Source organism: Leptospira bourretii, assembly GCF_004770145.1.
Classification (GTDB): domain Bacteria; phylum Spirochaetota; class Leptospiria; order Leptospirales; family Leptospiraceae; genus Leptospira_A; species Leptospira_A bourretii.
In genome coordinates this window covers 140,476-156,908 of the sequence record NZ_RQFW01000019.1, presented here as the reverse complement: position 1 = coordinate 156,908, position 16,433 = coordinate 140,476, and the positions used below count along the sequence as shown (strand labels likewise).

The following is a 16,433-nucleotide window of genomic DNA, read 5'->3' as shown; positions in this document are numbered from 1 at the left end:
AGGAAATCCGCTGATTTATGGAAGAAGAAAGAAAGAAAGAGTCCGAATTCCGAATCAAAATCGACAGAGAGAGCGATTCCTATGATGAATTTGTCGGACAGATCAAAACCCTAGTTTCCGAAGAAAATTCAAAACAATTAAAAGAGATGCTAGATGGGGCTCACCCTGCAGACATCGTCACTTTATTTCGTGATTTAGAAAGGGAAGAGGAATTATACCTTTTCCGTATCCTTCCGAAAGAAGACCAGGCCTATGCCTTAGTCAAAATGGAGGAAGAGACTTTAGAGTCTTTTTTAGAGGAACTTTCCGTCGATGAAATCTCCAATACTCTAAATCATATTGAAACGGATGAAACAACATATCTTCTTTCCTATCTACCTAGCGCTAAACGAGAGTTAGTTTTAGCAAATTTAAGTAAAGCCGATAGTTTTGAAATTCGCTCCCAACTTGGATTTCGCGAGTCATCAGCAGGACGACTTATGTCCAAAGACTTTGCCACAGTTTCTATCACAGACAATGTTCGCAAAGGAATCATAAACGTTCGAAAAAAAGCCAAAGAAATTGAAGATATCTACCAAGTGTATGTCACAGACGAAGATGGAGTTTTAGAAGGATTCATTCCTTTAAAAGATTTATTTCTCACTCCTATCAATACCAAAGTGGCAAAGATAACCAATTTTTCAGTATTTGCTTTTCATTACGACGTGGATCAGGAAGAGGTTGCCAATACCTTTAAAAAATACGATTTATTCAGTGCCGCGGTAACGGATGATTTGGGAAGGATCATTGGTCGGATCACTGTTGATGATGTTTTAGAAATTGTGGAAGAGGAAGCTTCAGAAGATATCCTCCTCATGGCCGGGGTTTCTGAAGATGAAAGACTTTCTACCCCCATTTTACAATCAGTAAAACGTAGAATTATTTGGCTCAATGTTAATTTACTCACTGCCTTTGTGAGTTCGACCGTTGTTGCATTTTTTGAAGATACTATCTCTCAAATTGTGGTTCTTGCGACACTTATGCCGATTGTGGCAGGTCTTGGTGGGAACGCTGGAACACAGTCAGTAACAGTTGTTATTCGTAATATTGCCACTGGAGATCTTTCTTTTTCCAATTGGTGGGAAGCGGTCAGAAAAGAATTTACGATCGGTGTTTTGAATGGGTTTGTACTGGGAACCGTTACGGGTCTTATGATCTTTTTTGTAAAAGGGAATCTTGTACTCGGGCTTGTGGTAGGAACTGCTATGCTTGTGAATATGATTGTAGCATCTCTCACTGGTTCCCTTGTTCCCATTGTTTTAAAAGCGATGCGAGTGGACCCGGCGATTGCTTCATCGATCTTTGTAACAGCAACCACAGATGTATGTGGATTTTTCTTTTTCCTCGGACTTGCCACAGTGTTTGCAAAATATTTAATTTAGGGATTGTCCCTTGGATTTTAAATTCTTGCCAGTGAAGGAAAGGGCCAAATACTGATGACAAAATGAAATTCTTGCCTTTGTTTTTACCGGTTGTTTCACTTTCTTTGATCCTCGGTTGCCAATCCACTCCGCAAACCAATCCAAATGCCAACACTGAAACCAGTCAGGAAGTACACCAAACAAAGGATGTACTCCCACCTCCTGGCGGCGAAGGTGAAATCATCCTAAACGAAAAAGGAGAAGAGGTTCAAAACAACTCTGGAGAAATTCCTTTTTTCCAAAAAAAGAGTGATCTCCCAACAGAAATCTTTCGGGTCTATATTGCTTCTGATTCCTATATGGTCCGCCAAATCCGTCATACCGATAAAATTCGTAGAAAACCGGATGCCGGTGGGGATGAACTTTCCAAAGAGGAAATGAAAAAGTTTGACCTCTTAAGTTTTGTGGATGATGGGATGATCGTCATTGGCCTCAATACAGTAACAGGCAAATTGGAATCCATTGCCTTTGACCGTCGGGTTCCAAGAATCAATGACGTGGCAAAGATCATTCAAAATGATGCTTCGCGTTTTAATTATGAACATTCCTCTAAAGATGGAACACCCATCATCACTAAGTTTTTGATTAGTTATCAGATTCGTCTGTATCCTGGAAAAACCAGAGACGAAATCAAACAGATGTTACAGAAGAAAAAGTAAACCGAGATTCCTTTCGGTTTACTTTTTATGCCAATCGTTTCTATACTTACCACTTAAAATTCCCTTGTTTTTCGTATTGGAAGGGAATAGGTTCAGAAACAGAAGGAACCTTAAGTCCAGAATCCCCTTTTAAGTCAAATTGAGCCGATTTGTTTTGAATCGTTTTATACAACGATGAACTAATCGAAGTGATGGGAAACTTTGTTGCTATTTTAACAGTCGACGTTTTTCCAGAATTGACAATTTCTTTTGGAGTTCCGTTTAAAAAGTTTTCACCAGCAAGATTTAAATCATAATTAAGTCCTGTCAGATTTAAATTGGAAGCTGCCTCATTAGAAAATATAAAATCAAATTCTGTATTTAGGTCTAACTTTAAGTTGGATAAACCTGCTTTTGCCGCTGAAGTTGCAGGTTGTTTTGATCCTCCCAGAAGCCCTTTCAAAAATCCGGTGGCAGTGTCAGCCAAAACATTCGTATTTGATGCACTCAGAATTTCTGCTTCTGTGGGCATAAGGATTTTAAAGTTTTTAATTTCAACATTGGGAAGGATGGCGGGGATTTCTCGTTTTTTGACAAAAGGAAAACTTAGGGAATCTTTTCCAAGAAGTTGCCATTGTTTTGGGATAGGAACTTTCATATTTCCTTCGGCACTTACTTCTAACATTGGTTTGTTTGGAAATTTTTTGTATAAATTTAATAGATCCGTATATTTAAGTTTTACTTCCAGAGGAAGTTGTTTTGTTTTTTTCCCTTCAATGGCTCCTAAATCTGTTTTGATTTGAGAAAGTTTTAAACCTTCTATTTTGATATCCATATCCAGTAAGGAACTGGGAAGGGAAACTGGGTAAGGATTTTCAACGGAAGTGACAACAGAAAGTGTGATATCTGTGAGTGTGATATTTTTTATAGATAAGGAATCGAATTCAAATTCAGGCAAAGGAATTTTATCCTGAATCACACCGAGAACAGAACATTGGAAAGTGAAAAGAGAGATAAGAATAGGGATGGCCAATTTCATCCCAGAAATATCTCCTAAAAAACTACTTTGTCAAGTGAATTGGATTTTCATAACGACCGGTGCATGGTCAGAGAGAATCGGTTCTTTGGCGATTGATACTGATTCCAATTTGTATGAAGGAGATTTTGTGATAAAAAAGTAATCAATCCTCCAACCCTTATTGTTCTTTCTTGCTTGGAACCGATATGTCCACCACGAGTATTCATCTCGGATCTCCGGTTGCAAAACTCGAAAACAATCTAAAAATCCAGAATCTAAAAACTTGGAAACCCAGGCTCTTTCTTCTGGAAGGAATCCGGAACTCTTTTGGTTGCCCTTGGCGTTGTGGATATCCAATTCCGTATGTGCAATATTGACATCCCCACAAACAACCAAAGGTTTTTTCTTCTTTGTATAGGGTTTTGCTAGGTCAAAAAAGGAATCTAGGAAAGTATACTTTACCTTTTGTCTTTCTTCTCCGCTTGTGCCCGAGGGAAAATAAAGATTCCAGAGAAAGAAATCTGGATATTCCAGAAAAAGGGACCTACCTTCACTTCGATAGATTCCGTCCCCAAATCCGACAACCACTGATTTTGGTTTGAATTTGGTAAGAACAGCCGTTCCGCTGTATCCTGGTTTTTCTGCAATGCAGGTATGGACTTCATAACCCAGACTTCGAAACTCCGATCGGTCAATTTCTGAAACAGGAGCCTTTGTTTCTTGGAAACAAATAATGTCAGGATTTTCCTGACGTATAAAATCTAGTAAACCTTTGCTCAAACTGGAGCGAATTCCGTTGCAATTTAACGTGATGATTTTCATCTAGAATTGAGATCGATTGTTTGGCCGAATAAGTCGATACTAAAAAAGGCATGATAGAAATTTCCGCTGAAATTCCGTTCCTCCGAACGTCCAAACTCGCTTTTCTCTTCTGGGACGAATCCCCTGGAAGCCTAGAAACCTGGGATTGGAACGAGGGGATTACTATATTCTTTCAAACTCGGCGTGCCGGGGAATTGGAATTCCGATTTGGACCTCCGCTTTGGGGCATTCCAACAGATACCAATCGCATTGAGTTTCCCTTTGTATCCATTCATAATATCCCAACCAATAAATACCTGGCTACCGAATTATCAAGGTTAGGTGAAGATAAAACGATTTATGTCCTGATCCCCAAACGAATGGAATTGGAAGCACGATCTGTTTTTGCAAGATTAGAATACCTTTGGGATGATAAAATTTCTCCTGATCGTATATCCCATAAATTTGGTCTTACTGGAAAAACAAGTTCCGTTTCAGAATCACAGGTTACCAAAGAAACAAATTCCAAAAAAACTCATTTCAGTTATCCTCCTCTGGAGTTTGTCGGAAAGTCTGGACGAAAAAAAATCAAAGAAGAGGTTCTGGTTGCTTCGGGAAACCTAAACGGTTCTTATCCAGACACAAATTCTGAACTTTCTTTTGAAAATCCAACTGAGGTTTCATCTTTTGAAGATGAGTCACCAAACCATCCTTATGATTTAATTGAATCTTCCTTTGCTGAAGAAGTTGTGACCAAAGAACCGGTTCCAGTAGAAATTGTATCGAAAGCGGAATCGACAGAACCTAAAACTACAGAGTCTCCCGAATTACATACATTAGATGGATCTTCGAATACCAAGTTTTCCCTTCAGTTAAAAATGATGGGTGTCATTAGTTTTCTTTTTGCATTGTCTGTAGGGGTAATTATCTTTTTTGCTTCTTTCTATTTTAAAAGATCCATTGAACTTCAGTTGCGAGACAATAACATTCGTATTGCGGAAATTATTGGTTCAAAAGTTAAATCTGATATTCTGGGGGTTGTGGAAAAAGGTCGTCAAATTGCCATCACCCTAACAACCCAAGGCCTTCCTGAAGCTGAAAGAAGACTTCTGATCAAAACTTTTTTTCAAAATGATAAAGAATTCATTTATTTAGGAATTTTTGAAAAAAAAGAAAATACTCTCATTATGAAACGAGAGGTATTCAACGAAGAGGAACTGAAAAAAAGTTCTGTTACAGAAGAAGATTTTCATAATGTTGTAAATCGCAATCGAGATGCTTTGGCTGAGGCCTTTAATGGACAAGCTGTACTTTTAAACTCAAGCCCTGGATTTCAAGAACCATCCTTCGCCATTGCCATTCCCACTTCTGAAAATGGGGAATTGGACAACGCTCTTGTGATGATTGTTAAATTAAACAAAATCATTGGAGCATTCTCTAAAAAAGGAATCGAAACTACCTTTATGGTAAACGGGAATGGGACTGCCCTTGCTCATCCGAAAGAAGACTTAATTCTTGCGGCCACTGACCTTGCTTCTATGCCAATCGTAAAATCAATGTTAACGAGTGCTCCCAATACGGGGCAAATGAGTTATATCGATGAAGAATTAGGTGGTTCTTATTTAGGATCCTTTCAAAAGATTGGATTTGCTGATGCAGGAGTGATTACGATTGTTTCAGAAGAAAAAGCATTTGCTGATGTTTATAGAAGCCAAAAAACAAATCTTTACATAGCAGGAATTGGACTTTGTGCGGCACTGATCTTTGTGTTTTTCTTTTCTAAAACAATTACAAAGCCTGTATTACAACTTCTCTCTGCCACTTTAGAAATTGCAAAAGGTAATTTTAAAATAGGAATCAAACCAACGACTCAAGATGAGGTTGGTCTTCTTACCAAATACTTTATTGATATGGGACAAGGTTTGGAAGAAAGAGAGAAGGTAAAAAACATTCTGGGAAGTATGATTGATCCAGTTGTGGTCCAAGAAGCCATGGTAGATCTTGCTGCTTTGAAACGAGGATCAGAAACTCATATCACTGCCTTTTTCTCTGATGTTGCAAGTTTTTCAACAATCTCCGAACAATTAAAGTCCGCGGATCTTGCTGCTTTACTAAATGAATATTTATCCGCCATGACCCTTCTTCTGAAGAAACACGAAGGAGTTTTAGATAAATACATTGGGGATGCGATTGTCGGAATTTTTAACGCTCCAGTTCCTGTAATAGATCACGAACTAAAGGCAGCTCGTGCCAGTGTTGATATGGTGATGAAACTTGCTGAGCTAAGGGACTATTGGACAAAAAACAACCTTTATTCCAAAGAAGCTCAAGTGATGGATGCTCGAATTGGACTCAATTCTGGGCCAGCTAAGGTTGGTTTTATGGGAACAGATGCCTTAGCTTCTTACACGATGATGGGTGATACAGTCAACCTTGCAGCCAGGTTGGAAGCGGCAGGTAAGGATTATGGAGTAAACATTCTGATTACGGATCCGATCCAAGCGGCCATCCAAGAGGAAATGGTGACTCGTTATTTGGATTTGGTCCGGGTAAAAGGAAAAAATGAACCTGTCAAAATTCATGAACTAATCGGTTACAAATCTTTGGTTTCACCAAATCAGATCGAAGCAGCAGAGATTTATGAAGCCGGATTCAAAGCATATTTAGAGAAAAACTGGGTTTCTGCGATTCAATATTTTAAGGAATCCGAAAAGACAAAGGGCCAAAAAGATAAATCCTGTCATATGCTCATTGAACGTTGTGAAGAATATAAAATCAACCCACCTGATTTTGATTGGGACGGTGTGTTCACAAGGACACATAAATAAGTTTTATGAGATGGTTGAACGATACAAGATTTGTTGTAACTGCTTTAGTTTTATTAATTCTTGTATTCTCATACTTTCTCTATCGAAATTTAAATGATCGTTTCATTGACTCTTCAAGCCCTACGATTGGAGTGATTACTTTTAAAAATAAAACTGTTCTACGGAAGTATAATGATGCAGTTGTTTGGGATTTAATTGAATCCAAAACGGAAGTAAAAAATAGAGATACAATTCGTACAGAAGGACTATCTGACGCGGTACTCACGTTAAATGATGGAACAAAAATCAATATATCCGAAAATTCAATGATTCTTTTGGATATTTCAGATAGGAATATTAATATTAATTTTGCTTATGGATCATTTGAAGCTGCCCGTGAAGGAACAGTTTCTGGTGATATGAAAATGAACATTACCGCTGGTGATAAAACAGTACAAGTAGCAAGCGGGGATGTCAAACTTGATAAAACAAAATCTGAATTAAACATCAAAGTAGACCAAGGGGAAGCAAAACTCACTACTAATGGAAAAGAAGAAACGATAGCCAAAGACCAAGTGGCAAATGTTACAGAATCTGGTGTGAAAGTGGGAAAACCTGTGTATCGTTTGGTGGGGCCTGAGGATAGAAAAAATATTCTTTCCGAATCGGGGTCAGAGAAGATTTTATTTACGATATCTGGTTGGAAACAGGACCAATCCAAACAAACAAATCCAACGATTGAAATTTCATTATTCCCTGATTTTTCCAAATCTTTAGTCAAAGAAAAGTTAACTTCACCAAACCTATCTAAAAAATTAAGTTCAGGTTCGTATTATTGGAGGGTTTCGTATGAAGACCCAAACTCAAAATCCAAACAAACAACAGAGGTGTTTCAGTTTAGAATTTTAAGTGATCCTTCATTAAAAATCTTAAGTCCTAAATCAAACGAAGTTTTTTCTTATACCCAGGAAGTTCCTGTGGTTCGTTTTGTATGGAATCCTCTGGATCTTTATTCTTCTTATACAGTCCTTGTCGCTAAGGATACAAATTTTTCAGATATCGTTGTTTCAAAACAAACTCAAAATCAATCCTTAGCCTTTGATTCTCTAAAAGAAGGGAATTATTTTGCTAAGATCCAAGCAAAATCCAATCTCCCTGGAATTTCGGAGAAGGTTTCCTCTGTTATTAGTTTTCAAGTCACAAAAAAGACAAATCTGACTCCTCCAGAGCTTCTAGAACCAAACAAAGGAAAAAGTTTCGCAGAGGAACAAACCAAGTCGCAACTTTTCTTTTCTTGGAAGGATGATAAAGACTTTATTCAATATGAGTGGGAACTGAGTTCTGATTCTAATTTTTCATCAAAAGTCAAGACGGAGACTATCAAAAATAATTTTCTAAAACTACCAAGTGGTCTTGGAGTCGGAACCTATTTTTGGAGAGTGAAAGGAATTGGTTCGAATGGAACGACATTGGAATCAAAGCCCAATACATTTACGGTAATTGCCAAAGAAGAAATGGAATTAATAGCACCAGCAAACGGAGCTGAGGTGGAAGTGGATGAACGTTCTGTTGTCATTCTAAAGTGGAAAAAATTAACAGGGAAATCAAGTTACGAAATCGAAATTGCAAAAGGATCAGATTTCCAACCTCTTCTCACAAAGGAAACGGTTTCTGGTAATTATTTTGAATTCAAATCTAAAGATTTGGGCAGATTTTTTTGGAGAGTGCGACCCGTTGGAGCTGATTTATCGGATGTTAGTCCACCTCGCAGTTTTCAAATGATTTCGAATATGGAACCGCCTAGTTTGGTGAGTCCAAGTCGAAATGAAACTGTCGATTTGTTCTCTAGAAATTCTATTTTATTCACATGGAAACCAGTAGAGAAAGTTTTTAGTTACCGAATTCGTTTGATCGATATTTCTGGGATCAGGGAAAAACAAGTTTTGAATGAAAGGATTAACTCTACAAGATTCCAATTTAACGAAATTCAAAAATTGAATGTAGGAAGGTTCCGTTGGGAAGTTGCGGCACTCTACAAACAAGCAGATGGAACCGAACGCGAATCTGCTTATAATAAACAGGATTTTTTTATTTCAGTTCCAGAACTAAAGGTTCCAAAAATCCTAACACCAGGGAAGATTTATGTGGAATAACTTTCGGTTTTTTTTCATTTTACTTTTGGTTTTTACTTCTTCTCTTGTATCACAATCAAGTAATGAAGATGGAACTCAATACCAGTTGCGTTGGTTAGACGTAGAAGGTGCGACAGGATATGTTTTAGAAATTAAAAATTCCAGTGGCTATCTTGTTCTTTCAGAAAGAGTGAATGGAACAAGTTACGACTTGGTAAACTATACTTCTGGGATTTATGAACACAGAGTTGCTGTAATTAATAAACTTGGTAAAGTAGGAAGTTATTCGGAATGGGTAAGATTTGAAGTTGTTGTTTCTAAGGTTCCGACATTAACGAAAGATTCAGTATACTCTGTGTCCAAGGAAGAAAAAGAAAAAGTATTTTTGTTAGAGGGAAAAGATTTTATCAGTCCTATGAAAGTTTATATGGTGACTGGTGGAAAAAGAATTCTCGCTAAAAAAGTAGTGATTGAATCTGATTCGGTAGCCAAAGCAACTTTCGCAGTAGATGCAGATACTGATACAGGTATTTATGATTTGGTTTTGGAAAATCCAAGGAATAAAGTGCTTACCGCCAAACAAAGAGTTGTTTTATCAGACTCAAAAGAAAAAGCAGCTCGGTTTGCCCAAAGGCAAGAGCGAATCGTAAAAAAAGAAATCCCTGAAGACTACTATGAAACTCCTTATTTTTCCACACTTTGGAGATCGACCGTCCTACCAGGTTGGGGCCAAAAATATATTGATGGAAACAATTGGAAACTATATGTATTTCCAGTTGTGGCCTTGTCTGCGGTTGCTATCTATGCCAATTCCTATAATCGGTTTTTAAGTGCTAGATCAGATTACCAATCAGCAGTCCTATTGGGAGCTTTGCTTGTGGAGAGACAGGATACGCAAGTTTTATGGTTAATCAACAGAACCAATGCCGAAGCAAAATTTAACTCCGCTAAGTCTGAGTTAGGTGTAATCCAGGCGGGAGCTGGGATTTTAGGTGTATTTTTACTCTATAATATTGTAGATTCTTATTTTTCAGCCAAACGGAATGTTGCAAACAACGAACCTGGATTTCCTCTGGGTGAAACGAACAAACGTGTGCAAGCTTCCGTCAGTACGGATGCCGGTTGGAACCAATCAAAATTTGCCTATGAATACGGCTCGAGGTACCAAATCGAATTCTCTTCCCGTTTCTGACAAAAAGCTTGTTTAGGGAAGGTCTTCCCCTCATGCTGATTTTATGCCGATTCCCATTTTACGTTCCGACAGAAATTCTAAAAAAGAATTGGATCGTTTCCTTTCGGGAGCGAAAGAAGACCTGAGTTCTGCTACGGCAAAAATCCTTCCAATCTTAGAGGCCGTTCGAACGAGGGGAGACAAAGCCCTTATCGAATACACAGAAAAATTTGACGGGATTCAGTTACATTCGGTTAGCCTTGATCCGCATTCCATACAAACAAATCTAGATCAAAATGTGAAAGAAGCCTTCCTTCGGGCTAAATCGAATATCGAAGCCTTTCACGAGGCACAAAAAAGAGAGTCATGGTCAAGGACCATTGATGGCAACCGATTGGGTGTCAAATACACTCCCATTCCTTCTCTTTCTGTTTATGCTCCTGGTGGGAAGGCACTGTATCCATCTAGTGTTCTCATGGGTGTGATCCCTGCCAAAATTGCAGGAGTCAAAAATATCCAACTCATCACTCCGCCACAAAAAGATGGTCTTCCGGATATTCTTGTTTGGCTCTGCCAAATTTTGGAAGTAAATCGCATTGTCACAATCGGTGGAGCACAGGGAATTGCAGCAGCCGCTTACGGAACTGAATCCATTCCAAAATCAGAATTCATTGTTGGTCCTGGAAATGCATATGTAGCAGCCGCAAAATCGTATTTAGCTGGGCAAGGAATCATTGGTATTGATAGTCCTGCTGGCCCAAGTGAGGTTTGTATTATTGCTGATTCTTCTGCTAACCCAAAATGGATCGCCTGTGATATGTTATCGCAAGCAGAACATGGGGAAGATTCTTCTGCCATTTTACTCACAACAGAGGAAGATTTTGCAAAAAAGGTAAGTGAAGAATTGGAAAAAGCCTTTGTTGCACGCCCCAAACGTTTAGAGATGAAACAAAATTCCATTTATAAAAATTCAGCTATTTTGGTTTTTCCGAGTATAGAAGATTGTATTTGGTTTTCGAATGAGTTGGCTCCCGAACATTTAGAAATTCAAACAAAAGATAACGAATCCGTTTTTTCAAAAATTGAACATGCCGGCAGTGTTTTTATTGGTCCATATTCTCCAGTGGCTATGGGGGATTATATTAGTGGCACCAATCATATCCTTCCCACTGCCAGAGGGAGTCGAATTTATTCTTCTCTTGGAGTGGATACATTTTTGAAACGAGTAACTTTCCAAGAAGTAACAAAAGAATCCTTAGAAACACTTTATCCATTTGTAAAATTGATGTCGGAATTAGAGGGATTGGATGAAGAGCATGGAACTAGTGTTAAGGTTCGTACAGAGGAATCATTGTGATCGTTATATCTAACATTCCAGAACTAAAGAAACAAATTGGAATATGGAAAAGGGAAGGATCCTCCATTGGTTTTTGTCCTACCATGGGAAGTTTGCATTCAGGTCATATGGATTTGGTAGAAACTTCGAAGAAAAAAACAGATAAAACCATTGTATCAATTTTCGTAAATCCCACTCAGTTTAATGATCCAAAGGATTTTGAGAATTATCCGGTGAATACAAAAACCGATTTGAAGTTATGCGAAGAAAGGGGAGTGGATTTGGTTTTTTTACCCGAAGTCAAAACCATTTATCCGGATACTAAAACTCCAATCCAAATGAGTATCCCAACATTACAAAAACACCTTTGTGGGCGCACAAGGCCTGGTCATTTTGAAGGTGTATTACAAATTGTTTCGAAACTATTCCATTTAATCGAACCTACGACTGTTTTTTTTGGCCTGAAGGACTACCAACAATTCCGGGTGATTTCTGCCATGGTCGAAAATCTTAATTTTCCTTTGGAAGTGGTTGGCGTTCCCACGCGAAGGGAGCCGGATGGGCTCGCAATGAGTTCTCGTAATGTTCGTCTGAACCCTAAAGACAGGGAAACAGCAAGTCTCATTCCAAGAATGTTTGCCTTGGCTGAAAAAACTGTTTTTGGTGGAGAACGGAACCTTCCTCTTTGGAAAGAAATTCTGAGGGATTTTTTGCTCACAGGAAGTTCAGTTCGTATTGATTATTTAGAAGTCGTAGATCCAATTGATCTCCAACCGATTGAAAAAATGGAAGGAGAAGTGCTTCTCGCATTGGCTGTGTTTGTTGGTGATGTTCGTCTCATCGACAATCAGATAATTAAAATTCCAAATGAAACTTAAATGTCCAAAGAAATCGAAGATCGAAAATTTAATCCGAAACTTGTATTATCTGAAATAAAGACTACCTTAGTCAATTTGAGTGGGATTCCAGAATCGGCTCATTCTTTTGTGACAGGTTCTTTGTATGAAACACTTAACTCTGATTCTACTTTTTTAGTTGTACTACCGACTAATCAAGATGCAGAGAGTTTTTCTAGAGAACTTTTGAGTTTTTTACCACAAGAGGAAATCTTTTATTTTCCTGGTCCAGAAAATATTCCTTATGAGTATACAAAATGGCAAATGGAATGGAAACGTGATAGGATTCTTACCATCAATCGTATTTTGTCAGGAAATCGTTGTTTGGTGGTCACTTCAGTTTCTGCTCTTCTTAGAAAACTTCCGGTAAAAGATAGTTTAAAAGGAAAATCCATTACATTAAAATTGGGAAAAGATTTTCCTTTAGATCGATTATTATCCGATTTGGTCAATTTAGGATACCATAGGGAAGAGGTTTGCGAACAGTTTGGTCATTTTAGTTTAAAGGGTGGAATTTTAGATATTTACACTCCTTATTTGGCAAACCCTGTGCGGATCGATTTTTTCGGCGATACAGTGGATGAAATTCGAACCTTCGATCCCAATACCCAAAAGTCCATTGCAAAAATTCAAGAAATTGTCATTACGGCAGCAAACGAAACCATTGTGAGTCGAGAAGAGAAAACAAAATACCAGGAGATTTTGGTTTCCCATAAAGAGAGACGCCTTCCCATCGACTCGGAATTAGAAATTATCGAGGAACATCTTCCGCTGATTCGAAATCACGAAGGTTTTCTAAACTTCTTTCCTAAGAAACCAATTGTCATTTTTCCTAGATTTTTTGATACGAAAGAGCGTTCTTATGGAATGGAAAGAGAATACAACACTCTTTTCGAAAAGAAAAAAGAAGAAGCCCTCTGTTTAAAACCAGAAGATTTACTTTCCTTTGGAGAGGAGTGGAATACACTTATTTCTGAGGAAACTCCAGGGATTCGATTTTCGCTTTTACCAGACCACCAGAAAAATTTTTCTTATGAACCTATTACTGAAGTTAGGGGTTTTCGTGGTAAGATTCGTGAGGCTAAAGAGTATTTTTTAGAGTTATTAAACGAAGATCCCAAAAATAAAATTTTCATTACATCTTCCTTTTCTGCTCAGATGATGCGATTAAAAGGATTATTTTCTGAAAACGAATTAGAAACTGTTCATTCCGAATCGGAAGAACCAAGACCCCTTCCACTTAATTCAGTCAAACCTGGAATTCACTTAGTGATTTCAGACCTAAAACGTGGGTTTCATGTTTTAGAGGATAATACCTATATTTTTACTGATAATGATTTATTCGGGCGTCAGTACAAACGAAAAACTCGTTATAAAAAACAAGCCTCCCAGATGATTGAATCTTTCATTGATTTGAAAGAAGGCGACTATGTAGTGCATGTCAATCATGGTGTGGGCCGATTTGTCAAAATTGAAAGAACAAAAGCAGACGGAAAAGAAAGAGACTTCTTAAAATTAGAATATGCAGGTGGGGATAGTTTATTTGTTCCCCTCGATCAAATTTCGTTAGTTCAAAAATATATTGGCGGTACAGATACACCAAAACTCGACACTCTCGGAAAAAATTCTTGGAAAAAAGCAAAGGATCGAGTTCAGGAATCTGTTGATAAACTTGCCGAAGAACTAGTGTTACTTTATTCGAATCGAATGAAATTGAATGGTTTTGCATTTCCACCTGATACCATTTGGCAGGAAGAATTTGAAGCTGCCTTTGAATTTGAAGAAACCCCTGATCAAATTTCTGCAATTGAATCGGTAAAACAAGATTTAGAATCTGCAAGGCCAATGGATCGTTTGGTCTGCGGTGACGTTGGATACGGGAAAACAGAAGTTGCGATTCGTGCGGCATTCAAGGTAATTATGGCTGGGAAACAAGTAATGCTTCTCACTCCCACAACCATCCTTTCCTTACAACATTTTAATACTTTCAAACAAAGATATGAGAACTACCCAGTAAAAATTGCCTTTGTCTCTCGTTTTCGCTCTGCCGCTGAGATTCGAGAAGATCTAAAGAATTTTTCAGAAGGTAAAATTGACATGCTCATAGGAACTCATGCTATTTTGTCTTCAAAGGTAAAACCAAAAAACTTAGGTCTATTGATTATCGACGAAGAACAGAAGTTTGGTGTCACTCACAAAGAGGCGATTAAAAAATTCAAAAACCTTGTGGATGTTTTGACCTTAACAGCAACTCCTATCCCGAGAACTTTGCATATGGCTCTCACTGGAATTCGTGAACTTTCAATAATTTCGACTGCACCAAAAAATAGACAGAGTGTCGAAACATATGTTTTGGAAGAAGATGACACTCTCATTCAAGAAGCGATTCGGAAAGAAATAGAAAGAGGTGGGCAAGTTTTTTATCTTTATAATCGGGTAGAATCGATTGAGGAAGAAGCCGCTTATATTCGTTCTTTGGTTCCGGAAGTTTCTGTTGGTATTCTTCACGGTCAGTTGACCGAAGATGAAATCGAAGAAACCTTAGTCGATTTTTATGAAAAAAAATATGATATTTTAGTCACAACAACAATCATTGAATCAGGAATTGATATGCCCAATGTCAATACTCTGATTGTAAAACGGGCAGATATGTTTGGTCTTTCCCAGTTATATCAGATTCGGGGACGTGTTGGTCGCTCTGATAGAAAAGCCTATGCCTATATGTTTTATCCATCTAAAAAGCTGATGACTGAACTTGCAGAAAAGAGGCTTAATACAATTTTCGAATACCAAGAGTTAGGTTCTGGTTTTAAGGTCGCTATGCGTGATTTAGAAATCCGTGGTGCAGGGAATCTTTTGGGGAAAGAACAATCCGGTGATATCATGGAAGTCGGTTTTGATCTATACGTCAAAATGTTAGAAGAGGCGATTTCACGAATCAAAGGTGAAGAAATACGAGTGGAAGTTCGTACAGCTGTCAATTTGAAAACAAACTTCTATCTACCAGATGATTATATCCCGGATACAAAACAGAAAATTGAGTTTTACAAACGTTTTGAAGGATCTGCGAATTTGGATGAAATCGAGGAACTTTCCCTTGAGATGGAAGACCGATTTGGGGAACTGCCTCAAATTGCAAAGACCTTCGTGGAATTGGAAAAAATCCGCACCTTGGCTTCCAATTTAGGTTTCGAATTTGTGACGGAAAAACCAGAAGAGATTTTATTCAAATGTGGAACGTATTTTCGGGGAAATCCTGACCGTGTGATCCAAGCCATGGCCAAGTTCAAAGGTTTGCTCATTTCGCCTCAAGAGCCATCTGTATTGCGTTATACGATTCCGGAGCGCGAAGATCTACAAAAAATCAAAAAACTGCTCTCTCTTTTGGAATTTTTAGCCGCTTAATTTTTAAGCATTAGATTCAATCTAGTCTGCTTAAAAAAGGATGGACATTGCGGGAATTCACGAAACCATCATCCCAAATCCTTTCAGGCACTAAAATAATATGACTAAAATCCTTCCTTTGTTTGTTTTTTTGGCATCTCTTTTCCTCGTTCAGTGTTCGGACTCCTCTCCGGTCATCGAAACTTTGGATAACCATAAAATTACCGTAAAAGACTTTGAAGCAGCTTACGATACAGCTCTCGATTCGATCAGTCGTTTGCAAAATATCGAAAAGAAAACTCTTTTGGAATTCATTGAAAAAGACATCAATGAGGTTCCTCAAAACTTTCAAGATTTGAACTACCAACTTCAAAAGAAGAACTTCTATCAAACTTACCGCCAAATGATCATGACTCGACTTGTTGCTGAGAAAAATGGATACATTTCTCGTCCAGATGTTGCAGAAGTGATTAAACAAGTGGAAATGCAAACCATTGCTCAAATGTATGTTTCGGAACAAGTGGAGAAAAAAATCCAAATCACTGACGAACAAGCAAAAGCAGAATGTGAGAGACTTCGTGGTTTGGATCGAAATATTGCAAACCTAACAATCGATAAATGCCTCACTTTTGCAAAAGCACAAATCAAACAATTACAAACAAGAGAGCAACTTCCTCTGGTAGTCGAAAGAATCAAAGAAGAAGTTACCATCAAACGTAATGATAAATTTGACTTAGATGCATACCTTGCACCAAAGAAAAAAGTGGAAGAACCAGCTGACAAAAAATAA

At 38.0% G+C, this 16,433-nt stretch carries 11 protein-coding genes; 9 read left to right on the top strand and 2 right to left on the bottom strand.

From position 1 onward, the window contains the following. Positions 1-17: 17 nt before the first annotated feature. Positions 18-1,421, top strand: coding sequence for a magnesium transporter (mgtE, locus tag EHQ47_RS15010; RefSeq protein ID WP_135693540.1), 1,404 nt, complete (start codon positions 18-20; stop codon positions 1,419-1,421). Positions 1,422-1,483: 62 nt separating this feature from the next. Further along, positions 1,484-2,119 carry an LA_2219 family laminin/E-cadherin/plasminogen-binding protein gene (locus EHQ47_RS15005; RefSeq protein WP_135748180.1) on the top strand — a complete coding sequence of 212 codons (636 nt, stop codon included), beginning with the start codon at positions 1,484-1,486 and terminating at the stop codon, positions 2,117-2,119. A gap of 46 nt (positions 2,120-2,165) precedes the next feature. On the opposite strand, the gene EHQ47_RS15000 is transcribed toward EHQ47_RS15005, so the two are convergent. Continuing rightward, the gene (locus EHQ47_RS15000; RefSeq protein WP_135777498.1) at positions 2,166-3,137 is read right to left on the bottom strand and encodes an LEA/WHy family protein; all 972 of its coding nucleotides are present in this window, start codon (positions 3,135-3,137) and stop codon (positions 2,166-2,168) included. 30 nt (positions 3,138-3,167) lie between these two features. After that, complete coding sequence (locus EHQ47_RS14995; RefSeq protein ID WP_135748182.1) at positions 3,168-3,938, bottom strand: exodeoxyribonuclease III; 771 nt, start codon at positions 3,936-3,938, stop codon at positions 3,168-3,170. A gap of 50 nt (positions 3,939-3,988) precedes the next feature. On the opposite strand from EHQ47_RS14995, the gene EHQ47_RS14990 reads away from it, so the two are divergent. The 7 genes from EHQ47_RS14990 (at position 3,989) to EHQ47_RS14960 (ending at position 16,433) form a co-directional block, all read left to right on the top strand. Then, the gene (locus EHQ47_RS14990) at positions 3,989-6,745 is read left to right on the top strand and encodes an adenylate/guanylate cyclase domain-containing protein (protein ID WP_135777497.1); all 2,757 of its coding nucleotides are present in this window, start codon (positions 3,989-3,991) and stop codon (positions 6,743-6,745) included. A 5-nt stretch (positions 6,746-6,750) separates the two neighbouring features. Continuing rightward, complete coding sequence (locus EHQ47_RS14985) at positions 6,751-8,877, top strand: FecR family protein (RefSeq protein WP_208727450.1); 2,127 nt, start codon at positions 6,751-6,753, stop codon at positions 8,875-8,877. Next, complete coding sequence (locus EHQ47_RS14980) at positions 8,867-10,048, top strand: LIC11435 family protein (protein WP_135777496.1); 1,182 nt, start codon at positions 8,867-8,869, stop codon at positions 10,046-10,048. The genes EHQ47_RS14985 and EHQ47_RS14980 overlap by 11 nt, the downstream gene beginning before the upstream one ends. A 43-nt stretch (positions 10,049-10,091) precedes the next feature. After that, entirely contained in the window at positions 10,092-11,384 is a 1,293-nt protein-coding gene (hisD, locus tag EHQ47_RS14975) for a histidinol dehydrogenase (protein ID WP_135748185.1), read from the top strand. Continuing rightward, entirely contained in the window at positions 11,381-12,241 is an 861-nt protein-coding gene (panC, locus tag EHQ47_RS14970; RefSeq protein WP_135748186.1) for a pantoate--beta-alanine ligase, read from the top strand. The genes hisD and panC overlap by 4 nt, the downstream gene beginning before the upstream one ends. Continuing rightward, a complete protein-coding gene (mfd, locus tag EHQ47_RS14965) occupies positions 12,242-15,664 on the top strand; it encodes a transcription-repair coupling factor (protein WP_135748187.1) in 3,423 nt (1,140 codons plus the stop codon). Between the two features lie 100 nt (positions 15,665-15,764). Further along, on the top strand, positions 15,765-16,433 hold the full coding sequence (locus EHQ47_RS14960) for a lipoprotein LipL31 (protein WP_004788544.1): 669 nt from the start codon (positions 15,765-15,767) through the stop codon (positions 16,431-16,433).